A 25,387-nucleotide genomic window follows, 5' to 3' on the forward strand; every position below is an offset into this window, starting at 1 on the left:
ACGATGGGAGAAAACTGAAGATGAAGAGGCTGCTTTACGGTGTCGCTTATTATGATGAATATATGCCGTATGAACGCTTAAGTACGGACATCGACATGATGAAGGCAGCGGGCATTAATGTGGTTCGTATCGCAGAATCGACTTGGAGTACTCATGAGCCGCAAGATGGAATGTTCAATTTCTCGAGCGTAGATCGCGTACTCGACGCCATGTATCAAGCTGGCATAGATGTCATTATCGGTACACCCACATATGCTGTTCCTGCTTGGATGGTCAAGGAACATCCGCTAGTCCTCGCTGAAACTCCGGACGGTCCGGGACGCTACGGGGCACGGCAGATTATGGACATTACCAATCCGACATATTTATTCTATGCGGAGCGTATTATCCGTAAACTGATCGGTCACGTCTCTCAGCATCCGGCAGTAATTGGATACCAGATTGATAATGAGACGAAACATTACCGGACGAGCGGACCCAATGTTCAGCAGCGGTTTGTGAAGTATATACGTAACAAGTTTAACACGCTAGAAGAACTTAATAGAGAGTTCGGACTTGATTATTGGAGTAACCGGATTAATAGCTGGGAAGAATTTCCTTCCATTGTGGGCACCATTAATGGTAGTCTCGGTGCAGAATTTGCGCATTTTCAACGACAACTCGTTACTGAGTTTTTGGCTTGGCAAGCATCGATCGTTAATGAGTATAAACGGTCGGATCAATTTGTGACACATAACTTCGACTTTGAATGGCGTGGCTATTCGTTTGGCGTTCAACCGGATGTCAATCATTTCGAAGCATCGAAGGCGCTTGACATCGCAGGAGTTGATATCTATCATCCTTCCCAGAATGAATTGACAGGTAAAGAGATTTCGTTCGGGGGTGATGTCATTCGTTCGCTCAAAGGAACGAACTACTTTGTTCTTGAGACTCAGGCGCAAGCTTTTCCGAATTGGACTCCTTATCCTGGTCAGTTGCGTCTACAGGCTTTCAGTCACTTAGCGTCTGGAGCCAACATGGTGGAATATTGGCATTGGCATTCAATTCACAACTCTTTCGAGACCTACTGGAAGGGCCTACTCAGTCATGACTTTGCTTCCAATCCAACCTACGAAGAAGCTTTGACGATCGGTTGTGATTTCGCCCGGTTATCTCCAAATCTCCTCAATTTGAAGAAAAGCAATCGGGCAGCCTTTCTTGTCAGCAATGAAGCGTTAACGGCATTAGAGTGGTTCCCGCTTCCTGGTGGAAACACCAATTATAACGATATTGTTCGTTTGATGTATGACCAAATGTATGAGATGAACATTGGCTGTGATGTTTTACATCCAGGCTCTTCAGAGTCATTTGAGCAATATGACTTGATTATTATTCCGGCACTGTATGCGGCAACAGATGATCTGTTGATAAAGTTGAATCAGTATGTATATAATGGCGGTCATGTCGTGTATACGTTCAAGAGCGGCTTTACTGACGAACATGTAAAAGTTCGAGCGGGGATGCAGCCATGGATAATCGGAGACGCGTGTGGAATTCAATACAGCCAGTTTGTGGAACCAAAAGGAGTATGTCTGAAGGGAGATCCATTTAACGTAGGGACAGATCATAACGGGATTAACACATGGATGGAACTACTAACACCTACGACAGCAGAGGCACTCGCTTGGTATGATCATCCTCATTGGGGTGCTTATGCGGCAATCACTACGAACCAATATGGTCAAGGTAAAGCGATATATATTGGTTGCTTGCCGAGTATAAAAGTTATAAGGAAAATATTGGAACGAGCCTGCAGAGACGCGATGTTGTGGGGATTGGATCAAGAGATTCAGTTTCCTCTTATTGTGAAAATTGGAAAGAATGAATCGGGACGAACGATAAGATATTACTTCAATTATTCGGATCATTTGAATTCGTTCTTCTATCCTCACGAGAGTGGTACTGAATTGCTGACAGATCATCCGATATGTACTGGGGAAAAGATTGAACTTGAACGCTGGGGAATCGCCATAATTGAGGAGAATACTTATCCTAGCGCCTAAATTGATAACAACTCTAGTGCAAAATGACATTTAGAAAAGAGCTTTCCATTGCATAATGGGAAGCTCCTTTTATTCGACGACTATTTTAGATTAAGAAAGGATGGATAATGGTGATTCAGAACCCAATTTTGAAAGGCTTTAATCCAGATCCCTCAATTCTTAGAGTAGAGGATGATTACTATATAGCAACATCGACCTTTGAATGGTTTCCTGGAGTCCAGATTCACCATTCACGCGATATGATCCACTGGAGAGTTATTGGCTATGCTTTAGATAGAGAATCGCAACTCGATTTAAAGGGTATTGAAGCTTCAGGGGGAGTATGGGCACCTTGCCTTACTTATGATGAGGAAGATAGGACGTTCTTTTTGGTTTATACCATTATGCGGAGTACAAACGGCAATGCTTTTGATTTAGACAATTATGTAGTAACAGCGAAAGACATATTGGGACCTTGGTCAGAAAGGATATATCTTAACAGTTCAGGGTTTGATCCTTCGCTGTTTCACGATGACGACGGAAAGAAATGGCTACTGAACTTAGAGTGGGAAACGCGAAAAGGATATGAACATCCAGGCTCGATTGTTATTCAAGAATATGATCATGTTCTGAAAAAGCTCGTCGGTCATCCAGAACGTATTTTTTGCGGAGCGACTAATATGGGGTGTTTGGAGGCACCGCATATTTATAAACGCAACGGATATTACTATATGATGGCTGCAGAAGGTGGGACAGGGTTTGGACATGGAGTAACCATTGCTCGATCAGAGAATTTATTAGGGCCTTACAAGTCTGACCCCTGTAATCCGATTATTACCTCAGCTCGTGTTGTTAATTTGAACAGAAGAAATGTAGATGATTATTTAAAGCTTTATCAATACAATCCAAACTCGATTTTGCAGAAGAGTGGACATGGTTCATTGGTTGAGACGCAAAATGGCGAATGGTACATTGCCCATCTGTGTGCCCGTCCTGTTCTTCCCGAGATCCGTAGTATGTTGGGAAGAGAAACAGCACTCCAACGTTGTAAATGGACAGATGATGATTGGATTAGATTGGCTACTGAAGGCTGTATGCCTGAGCTCCAGGTGCAAGAGCCTCTGCTTTCCCCACATCCATTTGTATCTGAGCCGGTGAGGGAAGATTTCGATAGTGGAGTATGGAATGTAAACTTGAATTCACTTAGGGTTCCCTTCGAAGAGTCATGGGTTTCCTTGAAAGAAAGACCAGGATATCTTCGATTAAGGGGCAGAGAGTCTCTATTTTCTTTACATAAGCAAAGTCTGATTGCACGTCGTTTGCAATCTGTGCACGCGATCATTGAAACCTGTGTGGAGTTTGAGCCGGAAAGATATCATGAGGCAGCTGGATTAACGTTATTCTATGATCAAAATATGTTCTATTATTTACGGATATACTTCAGCGAGACGCTTAATTCCAAATGCTTGGGTATTTTATATTCGGACAATGGAACAAAGGTGGAACTCGTTGAATCTAGACGTAAGATCAAAGATTGGAATCGAATATACATGCGTGCTGTAATTGATGAGGTTAAATTGTTTTTCTATTGTTCATCGGACGGAGAGAATTGGGAACAGATTGGTCCCGTTTTAGATGCAAGCAAATGCTCGGATGAATATTCAAGTTCGGGACATTTTACGGGTACTTTTGTGGGGATATGTTGTCAGGATTCTTACCGTAAATCCAAAATGGCTGATTTTGACTATTTTGAATACAGGGAAGTTTGAGGGTTAGTTATTTTCTATTGAGAACGCATTTCTGATAGTCTAATTAGTCTAATGAACAGAATAAGGTGCATAGCTAATTGCCAAGATGACATAATCGAAAGCAAGAACAATATCTTCACCATTTTTATTTTTGGATAATCGGATTTTATGATGGAAAAGGGCTTATATTTCGCCCTTCTCCATTTTTTCAATCAAGGTGGAAAGATCGATACGAAGAAGTGATGTTTCATTTGGTTCACGAATAACGAGAGGCATTTTGAACATTGGGAAGTTTTCTTCCAGTACGTAGTCATCGATCCCCGCAGATACTTAGGCTTCCGTTGTTTTGCAAGCCCCTCTATAAAGTGTATTTTGGTTCGCAGGGCTTCGAATAACGGTTAATGACACGGATAAGGCTATTCAGAGACTTCGTATAGGCGTTGGTGACGCGGTGGTCGGAGTAGGCGGATATTTCAGTTTCCCAGTTCTCCATAGCCTTTGTAAGAGGCTCAAAGGATAAATTTGCCTTTCTTGAGTGTTGGGTGAGGGGGAAGTTTCAGATCATATTAAAGAAAGAACTGCCTAATTCTTCAATAACTAGTATGGGCAGTTTGCGAACCGTCATTCTAACTATAGTCAGTTTGAACCGCTGTTTGAAATCGCTATGCAAAAAGAACTTTATCATCTTCTGCTCGAATGGTTGAGTCAGGACACGAGCACTCCTGTCTCGCAAGAGATAATGGAAACTACAGCCCTATTCATTAGTTGGTGAATATTTGAGGCGGCCGTGGATTGGAGTAGAAAGCCTGAAAATCGCACGGCAGAAGCGATGGTGCAGAACGTATTGGTGGTTGCGGCGGCGGGGTTGGCACCCGTATTGGGATAATGATCAGCGACAATCAGGAGAAATAGAATCGGCTGAATGGGTCAAAATGGGCATAAATCTTACGTCGGTGCCATCCCTCTTCGGTCGTCAAAATTATCCAACGTAACCTTTTGTGCCGGTTCATCCGCTCGATCACGCATAACACGAAACAGATTTTCTTCGTTCCCATCTATATCATTACCGTTTCGTTTTAGACACTCGTTTGATGGTTTGTTGAGAAAACTGCGATAGCGCCGAAATACGGCTCTAGATAATTCTTATGTTATGTTCAGGTGTATGGCTAATGATCCAGTCAACCATACTTCACTTACTTGATATTGCAGAATCCTAGATTGGAAAGCGTATTTATGTAAGGCTTAATTTGAGGTAAAAAGTGTTTTAGGCCTGTATGAAGACAAGATCATATAACCATTTGAAACCGCGATTAGAGCGGTTTTTTTATTTTATGGATACAACTTCTTGTCTTTTCTAAAAGACAAGAAGTTGTATTGTTTTCCAATATTGGACACGAAGAAGGTACCATTCCCGTAGTTGCTAAAGGATACAACTAGAGGGTCTATTTAGCATTATACAATACTGCTTTGTGTCCAAAAATTCGGATTTCTTTACAAGTTTACATAGGAAAAAATTTGCAGACCAGGATTCACATTGACACAAATGCATTTCGGCTTACTACGGCTGTTTATGTTCAGCTAACGGCAGCATAGTTCAGTTAAATTGAGGGAAGTGTAATCGGTCGGAGTGGAATAAATCAAGGTTTATAAGTTACTTATTATATGTAAGTGCTTATGTACAAAATAATCACAACACCCGTTCCTGGTTTGGACGGCTCTTTGCCGATTTATACTTCGTGTATCGTGATTCTAAGAGGAGGGAGAGGTATACGGCCGAGTGCATTCCGTCGCTGACCGGTTGGTTGACTGCGGCCGGGACGATCACCGTCGTTGCCGCTTCCGTCGCACTAGTTTCAATTGAAAGTAAACTGATATCTAATCGGATGGAAGCCGCCTGGCCAAGTATTTCGGGCGAATCCTTTATTTTACCGAACATTCATTTTAAGTGGTGTTTTTGATGTAGGCTTTTGGAAGATTATGTTGGGTGGCGTCAGAATACGATGGCGGAAAAAAACATTTCAACGATGCTGTCCAGCTAATAAAAAAAAGGGCATAAACCCAGTCACAATTCCTGTGGGATGGGGGATTCAACAGCTTCCCAATCTTTTGGATGAATTGACAGTGATTTACGACCCGATAAGTGGTTAATAGTTTGTTCATGCAATATAGTTATAAATACGGAAAGAAGGAAAGCTAAATCCCATTTTTTCCGTATTTTTGTTGACGGAGTATGGATAGGTTCAGCAGTAGACTGTGTAAGTTGCGGAAGCTTGGAATCAATCCGGTTTGTCTGCCTCCTGAATGGGGTAATTGTAAGATTGAAAAGTTGGACGGTCTTATACGTGAATACATTCATGCTGAGCGGCATGAATAGAAAAGAAGGAGCTGGTTTCTGCTACTCCATAATATCCAAAGGTTGATGGTTTCAAGTGTTCTGATTTTGATGGTTTTGTTGACCGTTAAATGTAAACCAGTCAAGGCCGCGAAGCGTTTATTAGCCTTGACTGGTGATTCAATACTCCAATGCTTAATGAAGCCCAGCAATCCGTTGCTGGGCCTGCCATGCATCGGCTTCCTCTCTCCTTCGGTTTGGCCCTTCCGTTTTCTGGCGTCCCGTACTCGCACACTATGGCCTCTTGCTGACTCCTGTGGATTCAGCAGAGCCTTTCGGCTCTGGTTACGAAGTCACTTGCGTATTCCACAGGCCTCCCCAGATAAGAACGTCATCTTTCTGCCCGCGACTACTGGAATTTTCAAGGACAGACCTTGGCGACTTTGGATTTCGTTGTGTCTGGGCAACTCATCCGTCTGTCCCTGCCTCTAATCCAGTTCGTGTACCTAGCTCGTTCATTTGCCTTATGAATCCTCCAGATTCTGCCACACGGCAGACACCCTTGCTCTTAGCTAACGGTAGGCGTTCGCCAGCCCCCGTTCGGGACTCTCAACCTAGAGATGACGCCCATTCTGGGGCGAACTAAAGCAATCAAGCTATGGATGTATCTTCGCGGCTCTTTATTTTACTTGATTACATATGTCTACAAGATAAGGTTGTACTTTTTCCCTAAACTCATCTATTGATAAGTACATTCTGCCATTGGAAGGATTGTATTTTAGGGGAATTACTTTTTCAGAACCCTCATTTTTAACTACAAGCCCTTCATCACCAAAAGCATACTTTAGGTTGTTACCTGTCTTGTATTTCTGATATATTCCTGTTATTTCTACGGCAGTAATTTTCTGAGTAGTATCATAAAAATCAGTTACTTCATCAGTATAAATAAAAGTCGGGATAGTCAGATTGATCCCATCAGGAAGGTTACCACCCGGAATAGGAAGCATATGGTATTTTGAGTCTATCCAATCAACCGTCACATTCATCTGATTGCTGAGTTCCCGGAGCTGAACGTATGTTCTTCCATCTTTAATAAGTGCTTCATTCAGTTTTATCATTTTCCCATTTACATAAATGGGATATCCCAGAGTATCAATCGGTAACTTCGCCGCATTTGCCATAGTCATTGTGCTCATGATCATGACACACAGCACTAGACCGAATAATGTACCTGCTATAAAGTGTATTCTTTTGATTAACCGTTCTTTTTTAAGCATTGATTGACCTCCTTATTGCATTGTCATTGATATTTTTTCACTATCCCAATGAGAGTTTGAAAGAATTGAAACTTTGCTATCTGATACCCAACTGCATCCAAATTTTCCTCTTCTATTTTTATCTGTGTTGGTATCACCAAATATTTGAGTAACACTATCATTATAAAGATAGCTTTGGGAGAAACTTGCATCTTTCAAATATAGGCCAGAGGTAGCGTTGTGCGCTGTATCAACTAAAGTAATCTGTCTATTAAAATTAACGCCACTTCCGGATGATGGTATTGGGCTTGAAGATGTACAATAGTTATTCTGGAATAATATTTTATTAAAGTTGTTTCCATCAAGTATTTGGAAATATATATTGTTGTCTGTACCAATCCATAACTTAAAATAAAGCTTATCACCAGCTGCAATTGATACTGTACCTGTTTTCCAACCTGTCCAATAACCACTCGCAATTGCTTGCCATTGTCCATTAAAGTAGCCTATTCCAATATCTTGATAATGTCCATTACTATAAATAGTATAGAACATATATCCTGCTTTTCCTGATGGGGCAGTTATATTGCTACTACCCGCATTTAGAAAAGTAGTTGTTTTATTATATCCTGAAGTTGACAAGACTTCATATCCAATGCCACCAGTCTCGTAACTAGTTCTGGTACTTTTATCAGTATCGGCCATAATACTTATATCACTTAATATATAATCTGAGTTCAAAATCTCAGGGTGAGTTGGAGCAAAATCAGGTATCTTTGATGAAAATTTCATTTCTGACTTCACTGCAGTTCCTGCTTCTAAATTTGCTGCGGAAACAAACAAAGCTTTTGCCTGTTCTTCAGAGAAGTTATTGCTCTTAATTTCTTTATAGATGCTTTTTAAATTATCTTTCACCATTTTATAGGCGTCTTTCTCAGAATAAGCGCTTTTATAATTTTAAATTATCTTCATCATATCATTTTGTCCAATTGCGTTTTCCATGTATGATAAAGTACCTTCTTCAGGTGTTTTGTCTTGGTCTAACAATGTTCCAATAATTTTTAATTCTGTCTGATACTCAGTAGGGCTCATGCTTGGTGTAGCATTAGTCTGGGCAAATGCTGGTATAGATATGCAACTTAATACTAATATAATACTTAAGCAAAGAAGTAATTTTCTTTTCATTTTTAAACACTCCTCTTTATTGTTTGTTAGATTAAACTACAGTAAAAATATTTATGCTGTACTACTCATTTCTTCTTCATGAGAAGGTAGAGCTTGTAAAAGTTAATGGTTATTACACAAATCAAGTCGTTACCCTAGTAAGATTACATTTTGGGTATTATATCAACGTCCTTTCGTTTTAGTATAGTCATAGGATTAATCTTGCTGTGTATTGAATGGAAATACAAATGAGTATATAGATAGGAAGAAATAGTTTATTTCAAGAACCCCGCCAGCCAAAGACGACCACAAAAGGCATAACTGAAGCGATAGACAGCTCTGAAAATTTCATCTTTTCAAGCTCTCACCTCCAGATATTTGTTAAAGGACTAAATAGCCCTTCATCCCATAAGACAATTTATATTGACATATAGTTCCTTTTCTATACAAAATATTTTTATTTATCCATAATTTGTTTGAATACAGGAGGCATTTTGCCTCCTTCTTGCTATACTGGTCACTTCTAGTCGCATACTACTTCTAGCTGCGTTGTGATTTCGATGATTTAGATGTAGCGCGAATGATCTTGAAGATAAGATAAATGAGGTAAAACGGAGTGATTGCCCATCCAATCAATACGGACAAGATGATCTTTGAAACAATGTAATTGGAGATCGTTGTGAAAACAGTATTGTTTCGCTGTAATCGGCTGAAGTTATTGACTTCTGGGTATTAAGTGCCGACATCTATCGTAAGGAGCAAGATAAGGTTCGAGTTATTGGATTGGAGAGTGCCCTTCACAAGCAAGCTTCCCGCTTACAGTACCTTGATCCTGAAACCCAGAAGATGATCATCCTTCTGGATGGGTCATTATTTGATAGTACACTGTTTAGGTCCACAGCATTTGAATTTCCTATGGAAAGCATGCGAATTCGAGACTCCAAACTTTGGATTGAAGACTTTTTGCAGTATGAGCGTCAAAAAGAAGATGAGCTATCGAGGAGAAGAAAGGCCGCTGAACAGGAGGCTGAAGAAGCTGGAATCAGAAACCTTGAAGAGTTGAAACGGGCCGAGGCAAAAAATCGACGAATCCAGCAATATGAGGCAAGAAAGAACAGACCCCTTAATGAATCCTATAAAGAGGTTATGCAAGATCGACTTTCGTTTCAGCAACGGTTTACCGATGAGGAAAAGAAACTCTTTCACAAGCTTTGTCTTAAGCATGGCTTCACAGTCGAGAATTTCCCAGGGATATTGCAACTGAACCTTCAGCTCTCCGATTTGATTGTCACCCCTCCGCAATTGTGGCAATTGTGGGTGTTTAACGAGATTGCAGGTCAATATAAGTATTGTGTCTGGAAAAAGAAAGAACCTCGTATCTGGTTAGACAATACCAAAAAACGGTTTATGGATATTCGAAAGAATGGCATATTACGTATTAAGAGAACTACGAATGAAGAGGGAAATTACATCTTCACTTTGTACAATTACATCTCGAAATTAAATGATGGCGGGATTTTGCAAAAGCTTGGTTCGTGGACAAAAAAGTACCATAGCATCCTTGTCAATCGGTTACCAACTTTTCCGAGTCACAAGGAGAATGTGTTATTAAACATGAATTTTGATGGCCTTTCCCATCCGTCAATCGAGGACGTTTATATGCAATACCGGTCTAAAATTTATGAGATCCATGCTGATTGTCAGAAGCAACAATCCACTTCAATTCGTTCAGGATCAGGACGAGTGGAGGTTCCATTATGATGGAGCATCAACACCATCAGATACCTTACAATTCGAGACCAGCTCTGGAGTCGGCAACGACATATACTACTCCTATTAATCAGGAACACAAAGTTCCTATCGAAAAACTCGCACAATATCGAGTACTCTTACAGATGTGCAAGAGATCGAAACTCTTAGAAGTCTATCCGACATTTTATGAACACATTCATAGAGCCGAAGCCATTTACGTGTCCTATGATACCTCTGGAGAAATTGACTAGGAAAATTGGAGTCACTTATATGCACAATAGAAAACATGAAGCACGCTCTTCTTGGTGAATAGTTTTAGCTGCTTCCAAGGTTAATTATATTGTTTCTCAAGGGTCACGGTGAAGAGATATAGGAAAGAGGATTCACCATAACTATTATGCCAAAGTTTGCCGGAGAGGACCGATGGACGTCCTGATTTAAAGTGGGGGTAATATGTCCGATCAGAATGTAATGTCCGTATTCAACAAGTATCACATCAAGAAAGATATTGATCCTCTTACGAACTTGTTTGTGATCACCCGCTACATATAGCCAAGGAAGGTTGTCAACATTAATACGCCGAAATATGGGAGCAAGTAGAGAAGAGAATCTGCCTATTACTAACGTTGAGCTTGTATCGCTTGTGTCGCTAGACAGAGCAGCCGCGAGACGTTATTAGCGTTTGGGAGAATGACTTGAAACGTGTCTACTATTATGTGGTGGGCAGGAGGCCAACTGAGCCGGTTGTAGTGGCTATGTTACTAACAAAGACTCTGCAGTTGGATAAACGGGTACTACGCGGCTATTCACCCTGGTCGAACAATCGCGGGCGGATATTGGGGCAGATCATGCATTAATTGAATTGTGGGAACGTAAGGTGGGTTAATCGGAAAATCGAAGAATTTCAATGAAGAAAAGAGAAGTTCTAACACTTATCAGGAGACATTGTCAGGGATTAATTTCGTACTGATCCGATTACCCACAAAATGAGGCAATAAGATGCAAAACATTCTATCCTTCTACACCATGCTTCTTTAGTAAATTCATGAGAAGGCGTTTACTGGCGATTTGCTTTATGATGAAACCCCCGTTAATGCTTTCTATCCTTCTACAAACCCTAATGATTTAGTGAACTCCTTATAGCGAATAGCTGGTTTAGCTAATGTTACAAACGTATATGGTTCGCATAATACTCTCGGACTAAATCCCAAAATTTTAGATGAAGTAAAACTTGCAATGGATTTTTTGAAGAAAAAAACTTATTCTATTTAGAACAGGTATACATCGAATTAACGGGTATAGTGTACAGTTTTAGTCGGTAGTTCATTGAACGGGAGACGATTTTCAATCACTGCATTTATATGAGGCGGTTTTCCTTTGCTCGAAAATCAACATTTAATAATATCATAGCCAAACGACCAGAAAAGTCATCATTCTTGAAATTGACATAGCTTCGCGTTTCATTAAGCAGTGAGGAGAGCTGCATGGTGCGAGAAACCTTAATGCAAAAATTTTTAATTAAAATTTGATCATCGATAGGTGCGCCTATTTCTGACTTTCACGTAGGATATCGCAACACTCAAGTAATTTTAGCATAACTATTTAGATATTTATTTCTTGACTTCAGAGCCTTTCACAGTAGATATTGAGCCGTCTGCATTTTTGATATTCAGGGTACAGATGGATGAAGACCAAGTTGCTCTTGGAATATTATTAAGTTGCTCCCCGGAGTTTATCAAGAGATTCTGCAATGAAAAACACGAACTAGCACCTATAACAAAAATCTCATAGATAAAAGACTTTGAATATTTTATCAAATGGCTATTTGAATTTCGAAATAAACCAACTCAAGAAATGTCATTGATTAATATGTCATTTTTAAACAATTTAAGTAAAGATGACATTGAGCAATATGTTCAATTTCTACGTGATAAAGGTTATAGGTCAATGAAACGAAAAATCTATTCATTGAGATCCATATTCTCTTTCTTACTCTTCACTAAAGATGAAACAGGAGACTATCTCTTAAAACATAATGAGTTTATAAAAGTACTTAGAGTTGAACAAGAACGGAATCAGATTTCTCGAAAACATGAAATAAACGAGTCAAGAGAAGAGATTATGAGTTTTGTTGATTTTGTATATCAAGGATACATCACGAAAAACTCCCATGATGCACTCTTCTATAAATCCAATAGACTAAGAGATGCCTCAATTATTGCCTTGATTGCTGATACTGGGCTCCGGATATCTGAAATTAGACTTCTAGACTGTAAAGATCTTGATTTATATAATAACCAAGTTTCGTGCTTAAGAAGAACTAAAAGAGGAGCTGACAAACATTTAGTACAAATATCATTTGGAGAAAAAGCAAGGAGGCTTTTATATGAATACATAAGGACGGACTTCGATAATATTTTTACTTCAAAATCACCATTATTTTTCACAAGAGGTAGAAACTCTAAAGGTTCTAGGTTAACTAGACGAGCATTAGGTTTAATAATTGAAAAATATGCAAACGCATTTGGTAAATCAGCAATTACAGCAAATCGAATTAGACAAACGTTTATCCTTGATTACTTAGACTTAAATTGCATAACAACTGGAGAAATGCAATTGGGACTATCGATCACCGATATGATTGGTGTTTATTCGAAATGTAATGATTTCGGGATCTGATGCGTAGTTAATCAAAAAGGGGAGGATATGATGCAAGTTCTTGTCTTTTATCGATGTATTTTCTTGTCCTCCGACAAGGCCTGGATCGGATATTATTCTTTAGAATGCAGTTGTTGTATTCCCTAAGTTGCTGACAAAATACGTTTCATTTGCACCATCACGACGCAACTCAACCAAGCTCCAAAAATAAGTGCCAATGACTATTTCTCGATGCAAGTTTTTCTACCATATAATCCGATTTATTAATCTAATTACATGGTCCGTTATTCCATCCTTCCCTCAAGTTGTCGACGACCATAGGTACTAGCGTCTACTGAAACCTGAAAATACGTGGAATCAACGCCCAGTAGGCATGGGAGTACGCCAACACAAGAAAAGGCTACTGGAGAATCTCCAACAGCCCAATCATCAACAAGTTCCTTGGAAACAACGCCTTCAAGCAACTTGTATTCCTATATTTCACAGACTTCTATCGACAAGGTTCAATATAACCTAGGAATCGCCGTATACCGTACGGTACGTAAGGTGGGAGGGAAGTCGGCTGCTATTAATGAGTAGCCTCCTACCCGTTTAGGATATGGTTTAAACGTTTCTAACCACTTCGTAAGCATCCCAAACGGCATACATGATGTTCTGTACTTGCTTAGCATCACCTAGAAGGTAAGTTTCAGAAAGTTCGTACTGAAGTTCGTTATATAATGATTTTTGAGGTGCATAGCCAATTGCCAAGATGACAGAATCCGCAGCAAGAATAATCTCTTCACCATTTTTATTTTTTAGAGTGTAGCCTTTTTCAGTATATCCAGAAACCACGGTATTGGTAAGCAGGTTAATATCTTTAAAATTCACCAAATCCCGGAGCATATCCTCATTAGCATGACAGAGGGGGCCACCAACAGATAAAATGTCATCCTGCAGTTCAACGAGGGTCACTTTTTTCCCTTGATTAACTAGCCAAAGTGCAGTTTCGCAACCGACTAGACCACCTCCAACAACAATGGTGGATTCTCCAGGATCATGCTTACCGAGCAGTACATCTTCTGCTGTATAAACATTTTTAGAATCTGCAATGTTAAATACTCGAGGAGTAGACCCGGTCGCAAATATCACAACGTCTGTTTTGCTATCTAAAATTGACTGCTTTGTTACTTCACTATTTAGATGAACATTGACGTTGAGGTCCTTTAATTCTGTTTCATACCAAGCAGCAAGTAAAAGATCGTCTTCTTTGAAATCAGGTGCTCCCCCCGGAATCATATTGCCGCCCAATCTGCCGCTTTTCTCATAAAGCGTAACTTCATGCCCACGAAGTGCAGCAACACGAGCAGCCTCACAGCCGGCAGGCCCGCCACCAATAATGAATACTTTTTTCTTAGTAGTGGCTTGTTCAATGCCATACTCTTTCTCTCTTCCACATGCCGGATTAACGGCGCAGGAGATAGCAGCGAAAGTTTGCAGCCGTCCCATGCATCCCTCCTGACAAGAAAGACAAGGACGAATACGATTCATCTGTTCATTCTTAATTTTGTTAGGTATTTCCGAATCAGCGAGTAACGGACGACCTAGGGCAATCATATCAGTTTGGCCTTTTCGGATAGCCTCGCTGGCGAGATCTGGATTTTCCATTCTGCCTGCTGTAATAACAGGTACTGTTAAATTATTTTTTAAAATCTCATTGTAAGGTAAGTACAACCCTTTGACTTGGTACATTGGTGGATGAGACCAATACCAAGAATCGTAGGATCCTACATCGCCATTGAAAGCATCATATCCAGCGGCTTCAAGTATTTTTGCTGCTTCAATACCTTCTTTAATATCGCGGCCTTGTTCATTAAACTCCTCGCCAGGCAAGCCGCCTTGTCGCCAATCTTTAATAAAACTTTTAATGCTGTAACGTAGAGAAACCGGATAGTCTTGGCCACACTCTGCCTTAATAGCTTGCACAATTTCGGTAGCAAACCGCAACCGGTTCTCAAGGCATCCACCGTATTCGTCAGTCCGGCGATTAAAGAAGGAGATAGCAAACTGGTCTAACAAATAACCTTCATGAACGGCATGAATCTCAATTCCATCAAAGCCTGCCTTTTTTGCAATAGCGGCAGATTCCGCAAATTTGCGAATATAAGTACGGATTTCTTCAATCTTCAATTCACGGCAGGTTACATCGTCCAACCACCGATGAGGAATAGCAGACGGAGCAACGGCAGTTCTGCCTACAATAGATGGAATACTTACACGTCCAAAACCAGCCGATAGTTGTAAGAAGATTTTAGCGCCATAAGCATGAATCCGTTCAGTCATCATTTTTCCGGTAGTTATGAAATGTAAAGGATTCAAAGTAGGGCAGGGCATAGAAGGCAATGCGCACTTCTCAATTTCATTTTCTACCATGGTTACACCGGTAATTAAAAGGCCCGTACCACCTTTTGCCCGTTCTACGTAATACTCAATTCCACGTTCATTAAAGGATCCATCCGAATTACATAGGCCACCAGGGCCCATCGGTGCCATAACAAATCGGTTCTTCAGCTCCAACTTACCAATCTTCATAGGTGTGAATAAGATTTTGTGTTCTTCTTTCAATCTAGGTCATCCCTTCATTTTAAATTAAGTGAACACGTTCATTGAATATGTTCAGTATAAAACTGTACAGTGAAATATTTAGTGATTAATTTCACAAGCAGGGAACTTTAGATGATATTTTTTTTTGCACCATGAAAGTGTGATACAATTTATATAAATATTTAAGAGTGGGGAATCATGGATGGCACCAAAAAAGTTAAATTTACGGCAGATGCAAAGTATACAAACGAAGAAAGATATCTATAATAGTGCTATGCGTCTTATGAAAACAAATGATTTAGAAGATATAAAAATTAGGGATATTTGTGAACATGCAGGTGTATCCATTGGATCTTTTTATAATTACTTCAAAACTAAAAGCGACATATTAGTTGAAATGTATGATCAAGCGGATAGTTACTTCTGGGAGAAGTTTAATACCATAAGGGATTACCAAAATGTCAAAGAAGAACTTGTGTGTTATTTTGAAATTTATGCTGAATATAATAAAAGTTTAGGTTTGGAAACAATTAAGCAATTGTATACAACTAATAATAAGTTGTTTATTGCTAAAGGAAGGTATATGCAAGCAAGCCTCCAAGCAATAATTCAAAAAAGACAAGATTCTGAGGAGCTAGACAATACGATATCCCCTGAAGATACAACTGAATTTCTGTTTATTGCTGCAAGAGGGGTTATTTATGATTGGTGTTTGCATGACGGTGACTATAATTTGGTATTAAAAATGCGGCAGTACATGACAAGAATGATAGAAACCTTTGTTAGGAATCCGATATAATGCACTAAAAAAGGGTGGGTTTGAAACAGTAGGGAAACAGTGGGGATGATTGAAAAGGAATCTGCAACTGCTCTTCTTTATCTTCGTTTACAGATGAAGATGAAGCAATTTATGGGTTTCGCGATAATTCCATTCATAAAGTTAAAAGTGAAATTGACACAAGAAGGGCCGCCGGCACTTTGACTAGTTCCTTTGAAAACATTGGTTATTTGGACTCTTTAGGAGCTGCTGAGGTTATCATAGAACTTGAACAGTTACTTCCTAAAATGACGATAAAAGAAGCACATGCTTTTTGTATGATCGATAAAAGAAGCACATGCTTTTTGTATGATATTGTTGACACTTTCAACTACTTATGCACAATGATAAACATTTTTGAGTTAAAAAAATAATACATCTAGGGGGAGCCTGAGTGATTTAAGGCTTCTCTTATATTGTTTATTGATTTACAAAACTTTACGACGATGGGTGATACCATAGTTGCACGGTCTGCCACATTATTTGCGAATAAGTCCTTACCGGGTAGAGAGAATCAATTAGAGGAGGTTACGCTCTGATGAGAGTCCGGGGGATCGGAGCACTACATCGTTTCGAATCAAGGCATACCGTCCTATCGCTATGTTGGAGGCTAGGGATGATGGGCTGTTGCAGCTATTTATTGTCATCGTATTTTCAGAACACATCTACGTAAGGCAAGTTAATACTTCATATTATGTTATCTTTTTCTCCTGAAATTTGCTTCAAGTTTTCTAATGTAAGTAACTTTGCTTCTTCGACGTTTCTTTCCCTTATTGCCAGAAGTAACTGTTCGTGTATGACAGTGCTATCATCATATTGACGGATATCCTTAACGATTAAATTACTTAGATACTTTTTGAGTATTGCACAAAAGTCACGATATAGATCTATAAAGAGTTCATTTTGTGTTGATTGAGCTAATGCAAAATGGAAGTAAACATCTGCTTCAACATAGTCTGCATAATTTCCAGAATCAAGTGCTTTTTTACGTTGGGTTAGATAAGTTTGCATTTTTTCTAAATCCTCTTCTGTTCGGTTTGCAACAGCTATCTCACAAAGTTGCATGTCAAGCATTTTCCTAACTTCGTATATATGTTGTTCATTATATCTTTTTGCTGATTTTAAGTAGCTTTCAGGATGTTTTACTGACTTTATGTAAGTCCCATCTCCATGTCTTACTTGTAGGACTTCTGCATGAACTAAAATTTTGACTGCTTCCCTAACGGTTGATCGACCGACAGATAATTGCTCCATGAGCTCAGTTTCCGTTGGTAATTTATCTCCTGGTTTAAACTGCCCTGAAAAAATTTTGTTTTGGAGTTGTTCAAGTATTTCGTCAACAAGTTTACGTTTTTGTACTGGTTTAAATAGCTCTTTACTCATTAATTCCCCTCCAAAATCTAGCTAAATTGTGAGATATCTATTAAAGTATAAAAGTTTATGAGCCCATATGAAATAAATAACTTATATTAATTATCCCTTAGCTCAACCAAAAAAATATAATACATCATATGTATTTTTATATCAAACTTCTATAAAGACAGTACTTCAGGGTTATTGTGAGTGCGTATTTTTAGTAAAACAGAAATTGACGTCAGACGTCTGATGTATTACTATTTATTCATTAAATAATCACTTGTAACAATATCTATAATTTATTAAACATAATTAAATTTCCTATTTGAGTAGGTGTTTTAATGAAAAAGAGGAAAATTTGGATGATGGTCATCGCGATACTTTTTGTCTCGGTTAATCTAAGGACATCCATTACCTCAATTGCAGCTCTTCTTGAAACCATTCAAAGCGATCTTTTACTTAGCAGTACAACAATAAGTCTTCTAACGGGAATTCCTGTCATCTGTATGGGATTATTCGCTCCATTAACATCAAAATTCACTCAAAAGTTTGGGCTTGAACGAACAGTTACTATGTGCCTAATACTTATTGCTGCTGCTACAGCTTTACGTTTTTTCGCTGAGAACGTAGCATTGTTTATAATGACTGCAGGATTAATAGGTATAGGATTAGCGATCATTGGACCTTCTTTATCGGGTTTCATCAAACAGCATTTCCCACTTCATGCTCATGTTATGATTGGTGTTTACTCGGCTGGAATAGGTCTCGGAGCTTCGATGGGTGCAGGCCTAACAATTCCTTTGAAAAATAAATTTCATATTGAATGGCCGGCTGCCCTTGCTTTGTGGTTTGTTTTGGTTCTTATCTCCACAGCATTATGGATTTTTGCTACAAAGAACTCTGCTAATCAAAATATGAGTGTAAAAAAAATAAAAAAGCCGTTTCCTTGGAGAAACAAACGAGCGCTATTGGTGATGCTTTTCTTTGGTTTGCAAGGTTGCCTAAATTATTCTATTACTGCTTGGATCGCTCCTATCTCTCAATTCAATCATCTTTCGGAGACTCTGGCTGGCACTGTGGTTACTGTTCTAGCACTCGTTCAATTAGGGACTTCAATTTTAATGCCTATATTTTTCGTTAGATATTCAAATCGTCTTTTTTGGATGTTGATAAATTCAATTATACTGTTGTCAGGGTTATTGATTCTTAGCTTTATGAATGGTCATGTTATACCTTGGGTTGCTGCCGTCTTACTAGGGGTTAGTACTAGCGGATTATTCTATCTTGCTCTTCTTCTCCCTCTTGATGAAACCGACAATGCTGAGGATGCAAGTTCATGGACTTCTATGGTGCAGTTTGGCGGATACATTATATCCGGGATAGGTCCTATTATTACAGGGTGGCTGCATGACATCACTGGTAGTTATCCAATTTCATTTATTGGTTTATCTATAATCTGTCTTATTTCAATTGTTGTTAGCTTGGTAATAGGGAATAAGAGAGTGGAGGAAGGAGCACCTAATTGATGATTATAGATGTTGAAAATGTGAGCTGGGTTCGAGATAATTCCATCATTTTAAAAGATGTTAATTGGCAAGTTCAACCGGGGGAGCATTGGTGCATTGTCGGATTGAATGGCTCTGGAAAGACCACTCTACTCAACATGATTAATGGATATATCTGGCCAACGAAGGGCAAAATATCTGTTTTAGGGCACAAATTCGGAGAATTTGACTTAAGGGAACTACGTAAATCTATAGGCTGGGTTAGCTCATCACTTCAACAGAGATTATATGGCAGTGAGACAGCGCTAAATATTGTACTAAGTGGAAAATTTGCTACTATCGGATTATACGACGAATTTTCACACATTGATTTGACGAAAGCGCACACCTTATTGCAACTACTTGGTTGTGAAAAGCTAGTTAGCCGTAAATATGATACCTTTTCACAAGGAGAGCGTCAACGTGTACTCATTGCTCGCGCTTTAATGTCGTCACCTAAACTACTTATTTTGGATGAACCTTGTACAGGGCTTGATGTGTTTGCGCGCGAGTTGTTATTGAGTATGATTGACAATATTGCGAAGCAACCGGATGCGCCTACCCTGTTATTTGTAACTCACCATGTAGAAGAAATTATGCCGATGTTTGGAAAAATTATATTGATTAAAGAGGGTACAGTATTTAAATCTGGAAATACTTTCGATCTCCTAAATACTGATATATTATCTGACTTTTTTGACGCTCCAGTAGATGTTGAACGACGTAATGGACGTACGTGGCTGCTACCGATAAGTAATTCCAATTATGGGTAACTTACGTGGAAAAGATTGAAAAGTTTCATGACAAGATACTAAAAACCAGCTAAGCTGGCTGCAATTATTTATTCAGCCCGTCTAAGCTGAAACGGTCTGTATTTTGCTGAATGATGCATACGATAGTGCATACCAAGATGGGCTCAATGCGTCAGTAAAAGAAAAGCATAAAGAACTAATTGACAAAATTATCTCTTTATCAAATCAAAACTCTCGAATAGTTTCAATTATCATTGCATCTGCCCAAGATTCCTTATCCTCGATATGAAATGGACATAGCTTATTTGAGCAGCATCTTTTTTGTATCGCTCTTCAATCAGTACGATTGATTCTTTACTTTCTTCACTAAGTGCTGAGATAGTATTACCAATTTGAAACTGATTGCAATGGAAAAACTATCGCGGACTTAATTGCAAAGGTTCAGACTTATAATGAACATTCACCGTTCTTAAAAATAAAACATCATGTTAGTTTCACCGAAGAAGAAGTAAGAGAGGCTGTTTTAGAATTTGTAAATGATCACCTATGTCCATTAGAAGCTTTAGAATCTTCTCGAGATAGTATTAAATACAAGGATTACTTCGAAATTGATGAGTTGGTTAACTTTACTGATCTTGAGGGCGATATAGTTACACTTTCCGTGGAAGGTCAACTTGATCCAAGGGATGATGACTCGGATTCGGTTTGGATAGAACTTCACAAGAATGAAGAACGAATTTCTTGTGGTGAAATTGAAGTGTATTATGGGTTTATTAACTTTGATGAAGACGGTGGAGCTGCTGACAGCTCAGAAGAGTTAATTTCCTATCGTCTTAAAAAAGTCATTTGTAATCTGACAGAAGTTGTTCAAGAAAATAGAGACTCAGTTAACCAGATGAGAAATGACCTTAAGACGCTAAGGGGTATTCTTTCAATATAAACAAACTAGAGACGGTGTCTCGCTTCACCTTTAAATCAGTACCTAAGCCGAAACGTACACTTGATGAAAATTGATGAAATAACAAGCGTTATCAACGACTTTGAAAACAATACTTTATTGTAATTGAAAAACAGGCAAATTGGTTGTTAAGTTCAAGTTAGAACAATACTTTATTGTAATTCAGATAATAAAAGCTTTTCAAAAAATTCAGTATTATCAAGGTGCATGAGAACAATAGTTTATTGTAATGAATCAAAAAAATAGTGAATGTAACTAACGAAATCAATTTGCAACTGGCCAATTTGCTCTCAAAAGTCCCGATATTAATTTAATATCGGGACTTTTTTTGCTGTCCGGCGATAAAGAGTCTAGAACCACATTATCACGCAAAGCTGAAGGAGCGTGTAGGGATCGAAATCGATAGCATATATGTCCGTTCTCGTCTTGAAATGCGATGCCTCCATATTTCTCTTTAATATATTGTTGGGATAAAGACGTGCTTCAAGGAGCTAGTCAAAATCCCAGATGGCTATGTAAAAGGTTGAAATAGCTTAAAATTAGGTTGGAATACGTTGTTTTTTTTAAAGATAACTCATGTCAAAATACAATTAAAGCGCTTTCTTGTATCATGGGATAGAAGGATTCTGATCCGGGTGCAACTGGATGAGCCAACCGAATGCACCCTTTCTTTTCGGGTTTCTTCTTGGTGCAGACACCTAGATTATCTACTTGTACTATTTTTACAATGGCTATTGAACTCGACCAAAATGGAAGAGTGCTTCGCGGGAATCGTAGAGTTCAGAATCAAATAGAGCAGCCGGGCACAAAGCAATTAGATATTTTTTGCTCCTATATTGAAGCGTTTAGATTTTTACTCAGGGATAGCGAGAATCATATAGCAAAAAAGAAGTCACGTAATGCGTAAAACGTATGGAAATTACTCACGCGCATTAATGACATCAAGAAGAGAGCACCCAGTAACGCTAAGAGAGTTTTGGCGACGGTAGGGTGCTCTTTATAATTTCAATACTCATTTCTATGAGGGAGGTGGTAGGTATAAGTTAGCCGATTCCATAGATCGTTATTTAGTTGACCAGAAGCGGAGGTAGTTAATGATCGATGCAGGACCACACATGCAAACATTAAATGAATGGAGGAGACATTCTTGAGCCAACATCCGTTATTGCAACTGTCAAAGCGTACGTTACTGATCGTCTTCTTTATGGCAGCAATGACCGCGTGCATCTTGTTGATTCCGAAATCTGCTCTTGCCTACTCGCTGACGAACGGCACGTTTAATGTACAAACCGGCTCGAACGGAGAAATAACTTCTCTGCAACTGGTCGGCGATACTTTTCCAACGAATTACGTCATGAACGCAACAAACGCTACACAGCAAAATACGTCTGATCACCAATGGGTTGGAGAACTGATGTTCAAGTACCGCCTTGGTACAGGTGCCTGGCAGACCGCTCTGACCCAAAGTTCGTCGGATGGTAGGACGCAAAGCCAATCCGGCACAACAGCTACGATCACTTATCAGAATTCCACGAACGCAAACGGTGTAAAAAACTTTCGTCTAGTCGAGAAGTATTCGCTTGTCAACGATTACTTGCTGTGGCAAATCGAATTGACAAACACGAGTACGCAAACGATCGAATTCGGTGACGTCGGGTTGCCGCTTCCATTCAACGAATACTGGTCGGGCGGCAATAACGAACAAATTTATGAAACGCGCGTTGTTACCCATTCCTTCGTTGGCAACAACAATTCTTATATCACGATTGGCCGCCCGAGCGGCGTCGGTCCTTTCCTCATGATGGTGCCTGATGCGACAACCGGCGCCGGCTTCGAGTACCAGGATCGCTGGAGGATCGAAGACCACCCAGGCAGCAAGTGGGCGGGGGATCAAGGCGGCTGGTCCGAAGGGCTGAACGTCTTCTACATCCACTCCAACGTCATCAAGAGCACGAACGCGGGCTACCTGCCGAACACGAGCCTGACGCTCGCGGCCGGTGCGAGCAAGACGTACGCATTCAAGTTTTTTAAGGTGGCGAACGATCAAGGCGTGAAGGACCGCCTCTACAGCGAGGGCATGGTCGACGTCACTTCGATTCCTGGCATGATCGTGCCGACGAACCAGACGGCGAAGTTCGACCTGCATACGTCCAAGGCGATCGTGTCCGTCACGGCCCAATATCCGTCTGAGACGACGATTGCTTCCCTCGGCACGGTGGGCACGGATCACAAGCTTTACTCGCTGACGATGAGCCATCTCGGTCCGAACAACATTACCGTCACGTACGGCAGCGGCGAGACAACGGTGCTGCAGTACTACGCGATCGAGCCGATCGCAAACGCCTTACAGCGCCACTCGACATTTATGGTCAACAGCACGCAGTGGAACGTTCCGGGAGACATTCGCGACAAGGCGTTCGACGACTGGCTCATGGACGGTAACACGAAGCGAAATGTCTTTAACGGCTATTGGGGCTGGGGCGACGACTGGGGTTATACCCACGCGGAATTCCTGGCGGAGAAAAACGTGCAGACGCCGGTCGCCTCCGAAGTTACGGCCGTCGACCAGTATCTGACGACGACGATCTGGAACAACCTGATGGCGACGGACCATACCGACTACCTTATCTATGACTTCCTCATGCCGGCGCCAAATACGACGCCGCAATACCGCGGCTACGCGTATCCGCACATTTACAACACGTTCTTAAGCATGTACAAAATCGAGAAGCTGTACCCGAATCTCGTCACGTACGCGAACCCGAGAACGACGTACCTGTCGCGCGCCTGTAACATTTTCAAAACGCTGTACGACGGGGCGGTCGCCTACAACTGGAACACCGGCCTGATGGGCGAGTCGACGACGCCGGAGCTCATCAAGGCGCTGCAGGACGAGGGCATGACAACGCAGGCAAACGACGTCATCAGCAAGATGGCGACGAAGTACAACAATTTCAAGAACACGACGTACCCGTACGGCTCTGAATACAACTACGACAACACGGGCGAGGAAGCGGTGTACACGCTCGCCAAGATGAATAATAACACGACGATGATGAGCAAGATCAACGCAAAAACCCGCGCGTCCCGCGGCCAAATGCCAGTGTGGTATTACTATGCGGATCCAGTCACAATCACGGGTGAAAACTGGTGGAACTTCCAGTACACCGTTTCATTGGCCGGTTATGCGATGGACGACTGGGTGCGCAATAACTCGACGAGTCCGGAAGTCGATCAGCGGCTGTCCTACGCGGCGAAGATCGCCAACATCGGCGCGATTAACTCCGGCCAGATCAGCTCGGACGCGGCCGACATCGGCGCGGTCGCCTGGACGTATCAGGCGGAGAAAGGCAACTACGGCGCGGAAGGCGTAGGCGGCGGCGCGCTGCAGAACGGCTGGCGCGGCATGTCCGGCGAAGCGGACCTCGGCCTGTTCGGCGCGATCCGGATTTTGAGCTCTGACGTCGCGGTCGATCCGATCTTCGGTCTGTACGGGTATGGTTGTGATGTGACGCAAAGCGGCGGTAATTACAGCATTACACCGAAAGACGGCGTGAATCAAAAGCTGAACCTGATTACGGAGAAGCTGAACATGACGCTGGAGAGCGACAAGTATACGGCCGCAACTGTCGCCTTGGCGAAAAACTCCGTCAACTTCACGCTGCAAAACGTAACGCCGGGGACGGCACATACGACGAAGGTAACATTCACGGGGCTTGCCGCGGGAACTTACCAAATACTCGTCAACAACGCGGTCGTCGGCTCGGTCAACGCGACGGCGAACGGTACGACGACGGTCAACCTCAGTATCGGCACGGCGACAACTTACGATATCAAACTGCAACAAGGGACGACGACGGTTCCGGAAAAGCTCGTTCAATATGATTTCAGTGAATCGAGCGGCACTTCGGCAGCAGACTCGTCCGGTAATAGTAAAACGGGTGCATTGAACGGCGGTGCGACCTTCACGGCGGGTCAGACAGGTAACGCTGTGACCTTGAACGGTACGGACGGCTACGTCAGCATGCCGACCGGTATCGTAAACGGCACGACGAACATGACGATCGCAATGTGGGTGAAAGCGAACAGCTTGAGTAGCTGGATGCGTATTTTCGATATCGGCTCCAGTACAACGAATTACATGTTCTTGTCGCCGCAGCCGGGTGGGGCGGGTCTTCGTTTCACGATAACTACGGGCGGTAACGGCGCGGAGCAGCAGATCAATACGACGACCGCGTTCCCGACAGGCGTTTGGAAGCACGTCGCGGTGACGATTTCCGGAACGACCGGAAATCTGTACGTAGACGGCGCGCTAGTGGCGACGAATACGAACATGACGCTGAATCCGTCTAGCCTTGGCGCGACAACGAATAACTGGATCGGCAGATCGCAGTTCGCGGGAGATCCGTATTTTAACGGCCAAATCGACGATTTCCGCATCTATAG

The 25,387-nt window shown here is 41.1% G+C and carries 14 protein-coding genes and 2 pseudogenes; 10 read left to right on the forward strand and 6 right to left on the reverse strand.

The annotated features are described in order from the left end of the window. The first annotated feature begins 20 nt into the window (after positions 1-20). Positions 21-2,042, forward strand: a complete 2,022-nt coding sequence (locus TJ79_RS06095; RefSeq protein WP_040949399.1) for a beta-galactosidase — start codon at positions 21-23, stop codon at positions 2,040-2,042. 107 nt (positions 2,043-2,149) lie between these two features. Next, a complete protein-coding gene (locus TJ79_RS06100; protein ID WP_474995144.1) occupies positions 2,150-3,790 on the forward strand; it encodes a glycoside hydrolase family 43 protein in 1,641 nt (546 codons plus the stop codon). Positions 3,791-3,952: 162 nt separating this feature from the next. Here the strand turns inward: TJ79_RS06100 and TJ79_RS28640 are convergent. From TJ79_RS28640 to TJ79_RS06120, 4 genes and pseudogenes are all read right to left on the reverse strand, one after another. After that, positions 3,953-4,286 (reverse strand): annotated as a pseudogene (locus tag TJ79_RS28640) (transposase); the annotation flags it as partial. A gap of 2,495 nt (positions 4,287-6,781) precedes the next feature. Further along, the gene (locus tag TJ79_RS06110; RefSeq protein ID WP_040949401.1) at positions 6,782-7,378 is read right to left on the reverse strand and encodes a stalk domain-containing protein; all 597 of its coding nucleotides are present in this window, start codon (positions 7,376-7,378) and stop codon (positions 6,782-6,784) included. A gap of 12 nt (positions 7,379-7,390) precedes the next feature. Continuing rightward, a complete protein-coding gene (locus TJ79_RS06115; RefSeq protein ID WP_040949402.1) occupies positions 7,391-8,275 on the reverse strand; it encodes a hypothetical protein in 885 nt (294 codons plus the stop codon). A gap of 39 nt (positions 8,276-8,314) precedes the next feature. Then, a complete protein-coding gene (locus TJ79_RS06120) occupies positions 8,315-8,542 on the reverse strand; it encodes a hypothetical protein (RefSeq protein WP_040949403.1) in 228 nt (75 codons plus the stop codon). 894 nt (positions 8,543-9,436) lie between these two features. Between TJ79_RS06120 and TJ79_RS06125 the strand changes: the two genes are divergently transcribed. The 3 genes and pseudogenes from TJ79_RS06125 (at position 9,437) to TJ79_RS06135 (ending at position 12,952) form a co-directional block, all read left to right on the forward strand. Beyond that, entirely contained in the window at positions 9,437-10,282 is an 846-nt protein-coding gene (locus TJ79_RS06125; protein ID WP_238322838.1) for a hypothetical protein, read from the forward strand. A 1,047-nt stretch (positions 10,283-11,329) separates the two neighbouring features. Then, positions 11,330-11,588: pseudogene (locus tag TJ79_RS28005) on the forward strand (MBL fold metallo-hydrolase); the annotation flags it as partial. Positions 11,589-12,220: 632 nt separating this feature from the next. Then, positions 12,221-12,952 (forward strand): tyrosine-type recombinase/integrase, encoded by a 732-nt coding sequence (locus TJ79_RS06135; protein WP_040949406.1) that lies wholly within the window; start codon positions 12,221-12,223, stop codon positions 12,950-12,952. Positions 12,953-13,534: 582 nt separating this feature from the next. Here TJ79_RS06135 and TJ79_RS06140 read toward each other — a convergent pair. Continuing rightward, a complete protein-coding gene (locus tag TJ79_RS06140) occupies positions 13,535-15,535 on the reverse strand; it encodes an oxidoreductase (protein WP_040949407.1) in 2,001 nt (666 codons plus the stop codon). A gap of 181 nt (positions 15,536-15,716) precedes the next feature. Between TJ79_RS06140 and TJ79_RS06145 the strand changes: the two genes are divergently transcribed. Further along, positions 15,717-16,313: a TetR/AcrR family transcriptional regulator gene (locus TJ79_RS06145; protein ID WP_040949408.1), complete on the forward strand. Its 597-nt coding sequence runs from the start codon at positions 15,717-15,719 to the stop codon at positions 16,311-16,313. A 705-nt stretch (positions 16,314-17,018) separates the two neighbouring features. Here the strand turns inward: TJ79_RS06145 and TJ79_RS06155 are convergent. Next, the gene (locus tag TJ79_RS06155; RefSeq protein ID WP_040949410.1) at positions 17,019-17,714 is read right to left on the reverse strand and encodes a FadR/GntR family transcriptional regulator; all 696 of its coding nucleotides are present in this window, start codon (positions 17,712-17,714) and stop codon (positions 17,019-17,021) included. A 335-nt stretch (positions 17,715-18,049) separates the two neighbouring features. Between TJ79_RS06155 and TJ79_RS06160 the strand changes: the two genes are divergently transcribed. The 4 genes from TJ79_RS06160 to TJ79_RS06180 form a co-directional block, all read left to right on the forward strand. Continuing rightward, entirely contained in the window at positions 18,050-19,213 is a 1,164-nt protein-coding gene (locus TJ79_RS06160; protein ID WP_052339329.1) for an MFS transporter, read from the forward strand. After that, a complete protein-coding gene (locus TJ79_RS06165) occupies positions 19,213-20,004 on the forward strand; it encodes an ABC transporter ATP-binding protein (RefSeq protein ID WP_040949412.1) in 792 nt (263 codons plus the stop codon). The genes TJ79_RS06160 and TJ79_RS06165 overlap by 1 nt, the downstream gene beginning before the upstream one ends. A gap of 640 nt (positions 20,005-20,644) precedes the next feature. Next, a complete protein-coding gene (locus tag TJ79_RS06170) occupies positions 20,645-20,923 on the forward strand; it encodes a hypothetical protein (RefSeq protein ID WP_238322839.1) in 279 nt (92 codons plus the stop codon). A gap of 1,222 nt (positions 20,924-22,145) precedes the next feature. After that, positions 22,146-25,387 (forward strand): DUF5695 domain-containing protein (locus TJ79_RS06180; RefSeq protein ID WP_238322841.1); only part of this gene is annotated, 3,242 nt, incomplete at its 3' end.

Source organism: Gorillibacterium massiliense (assembly GCF_000455485.1).
Lineage (GTDB): Bacteria > Bacillota > Bacilli > Paenibacillales > NBRC-103111 > Gorillibacterium > Gorillibacterium massiliense.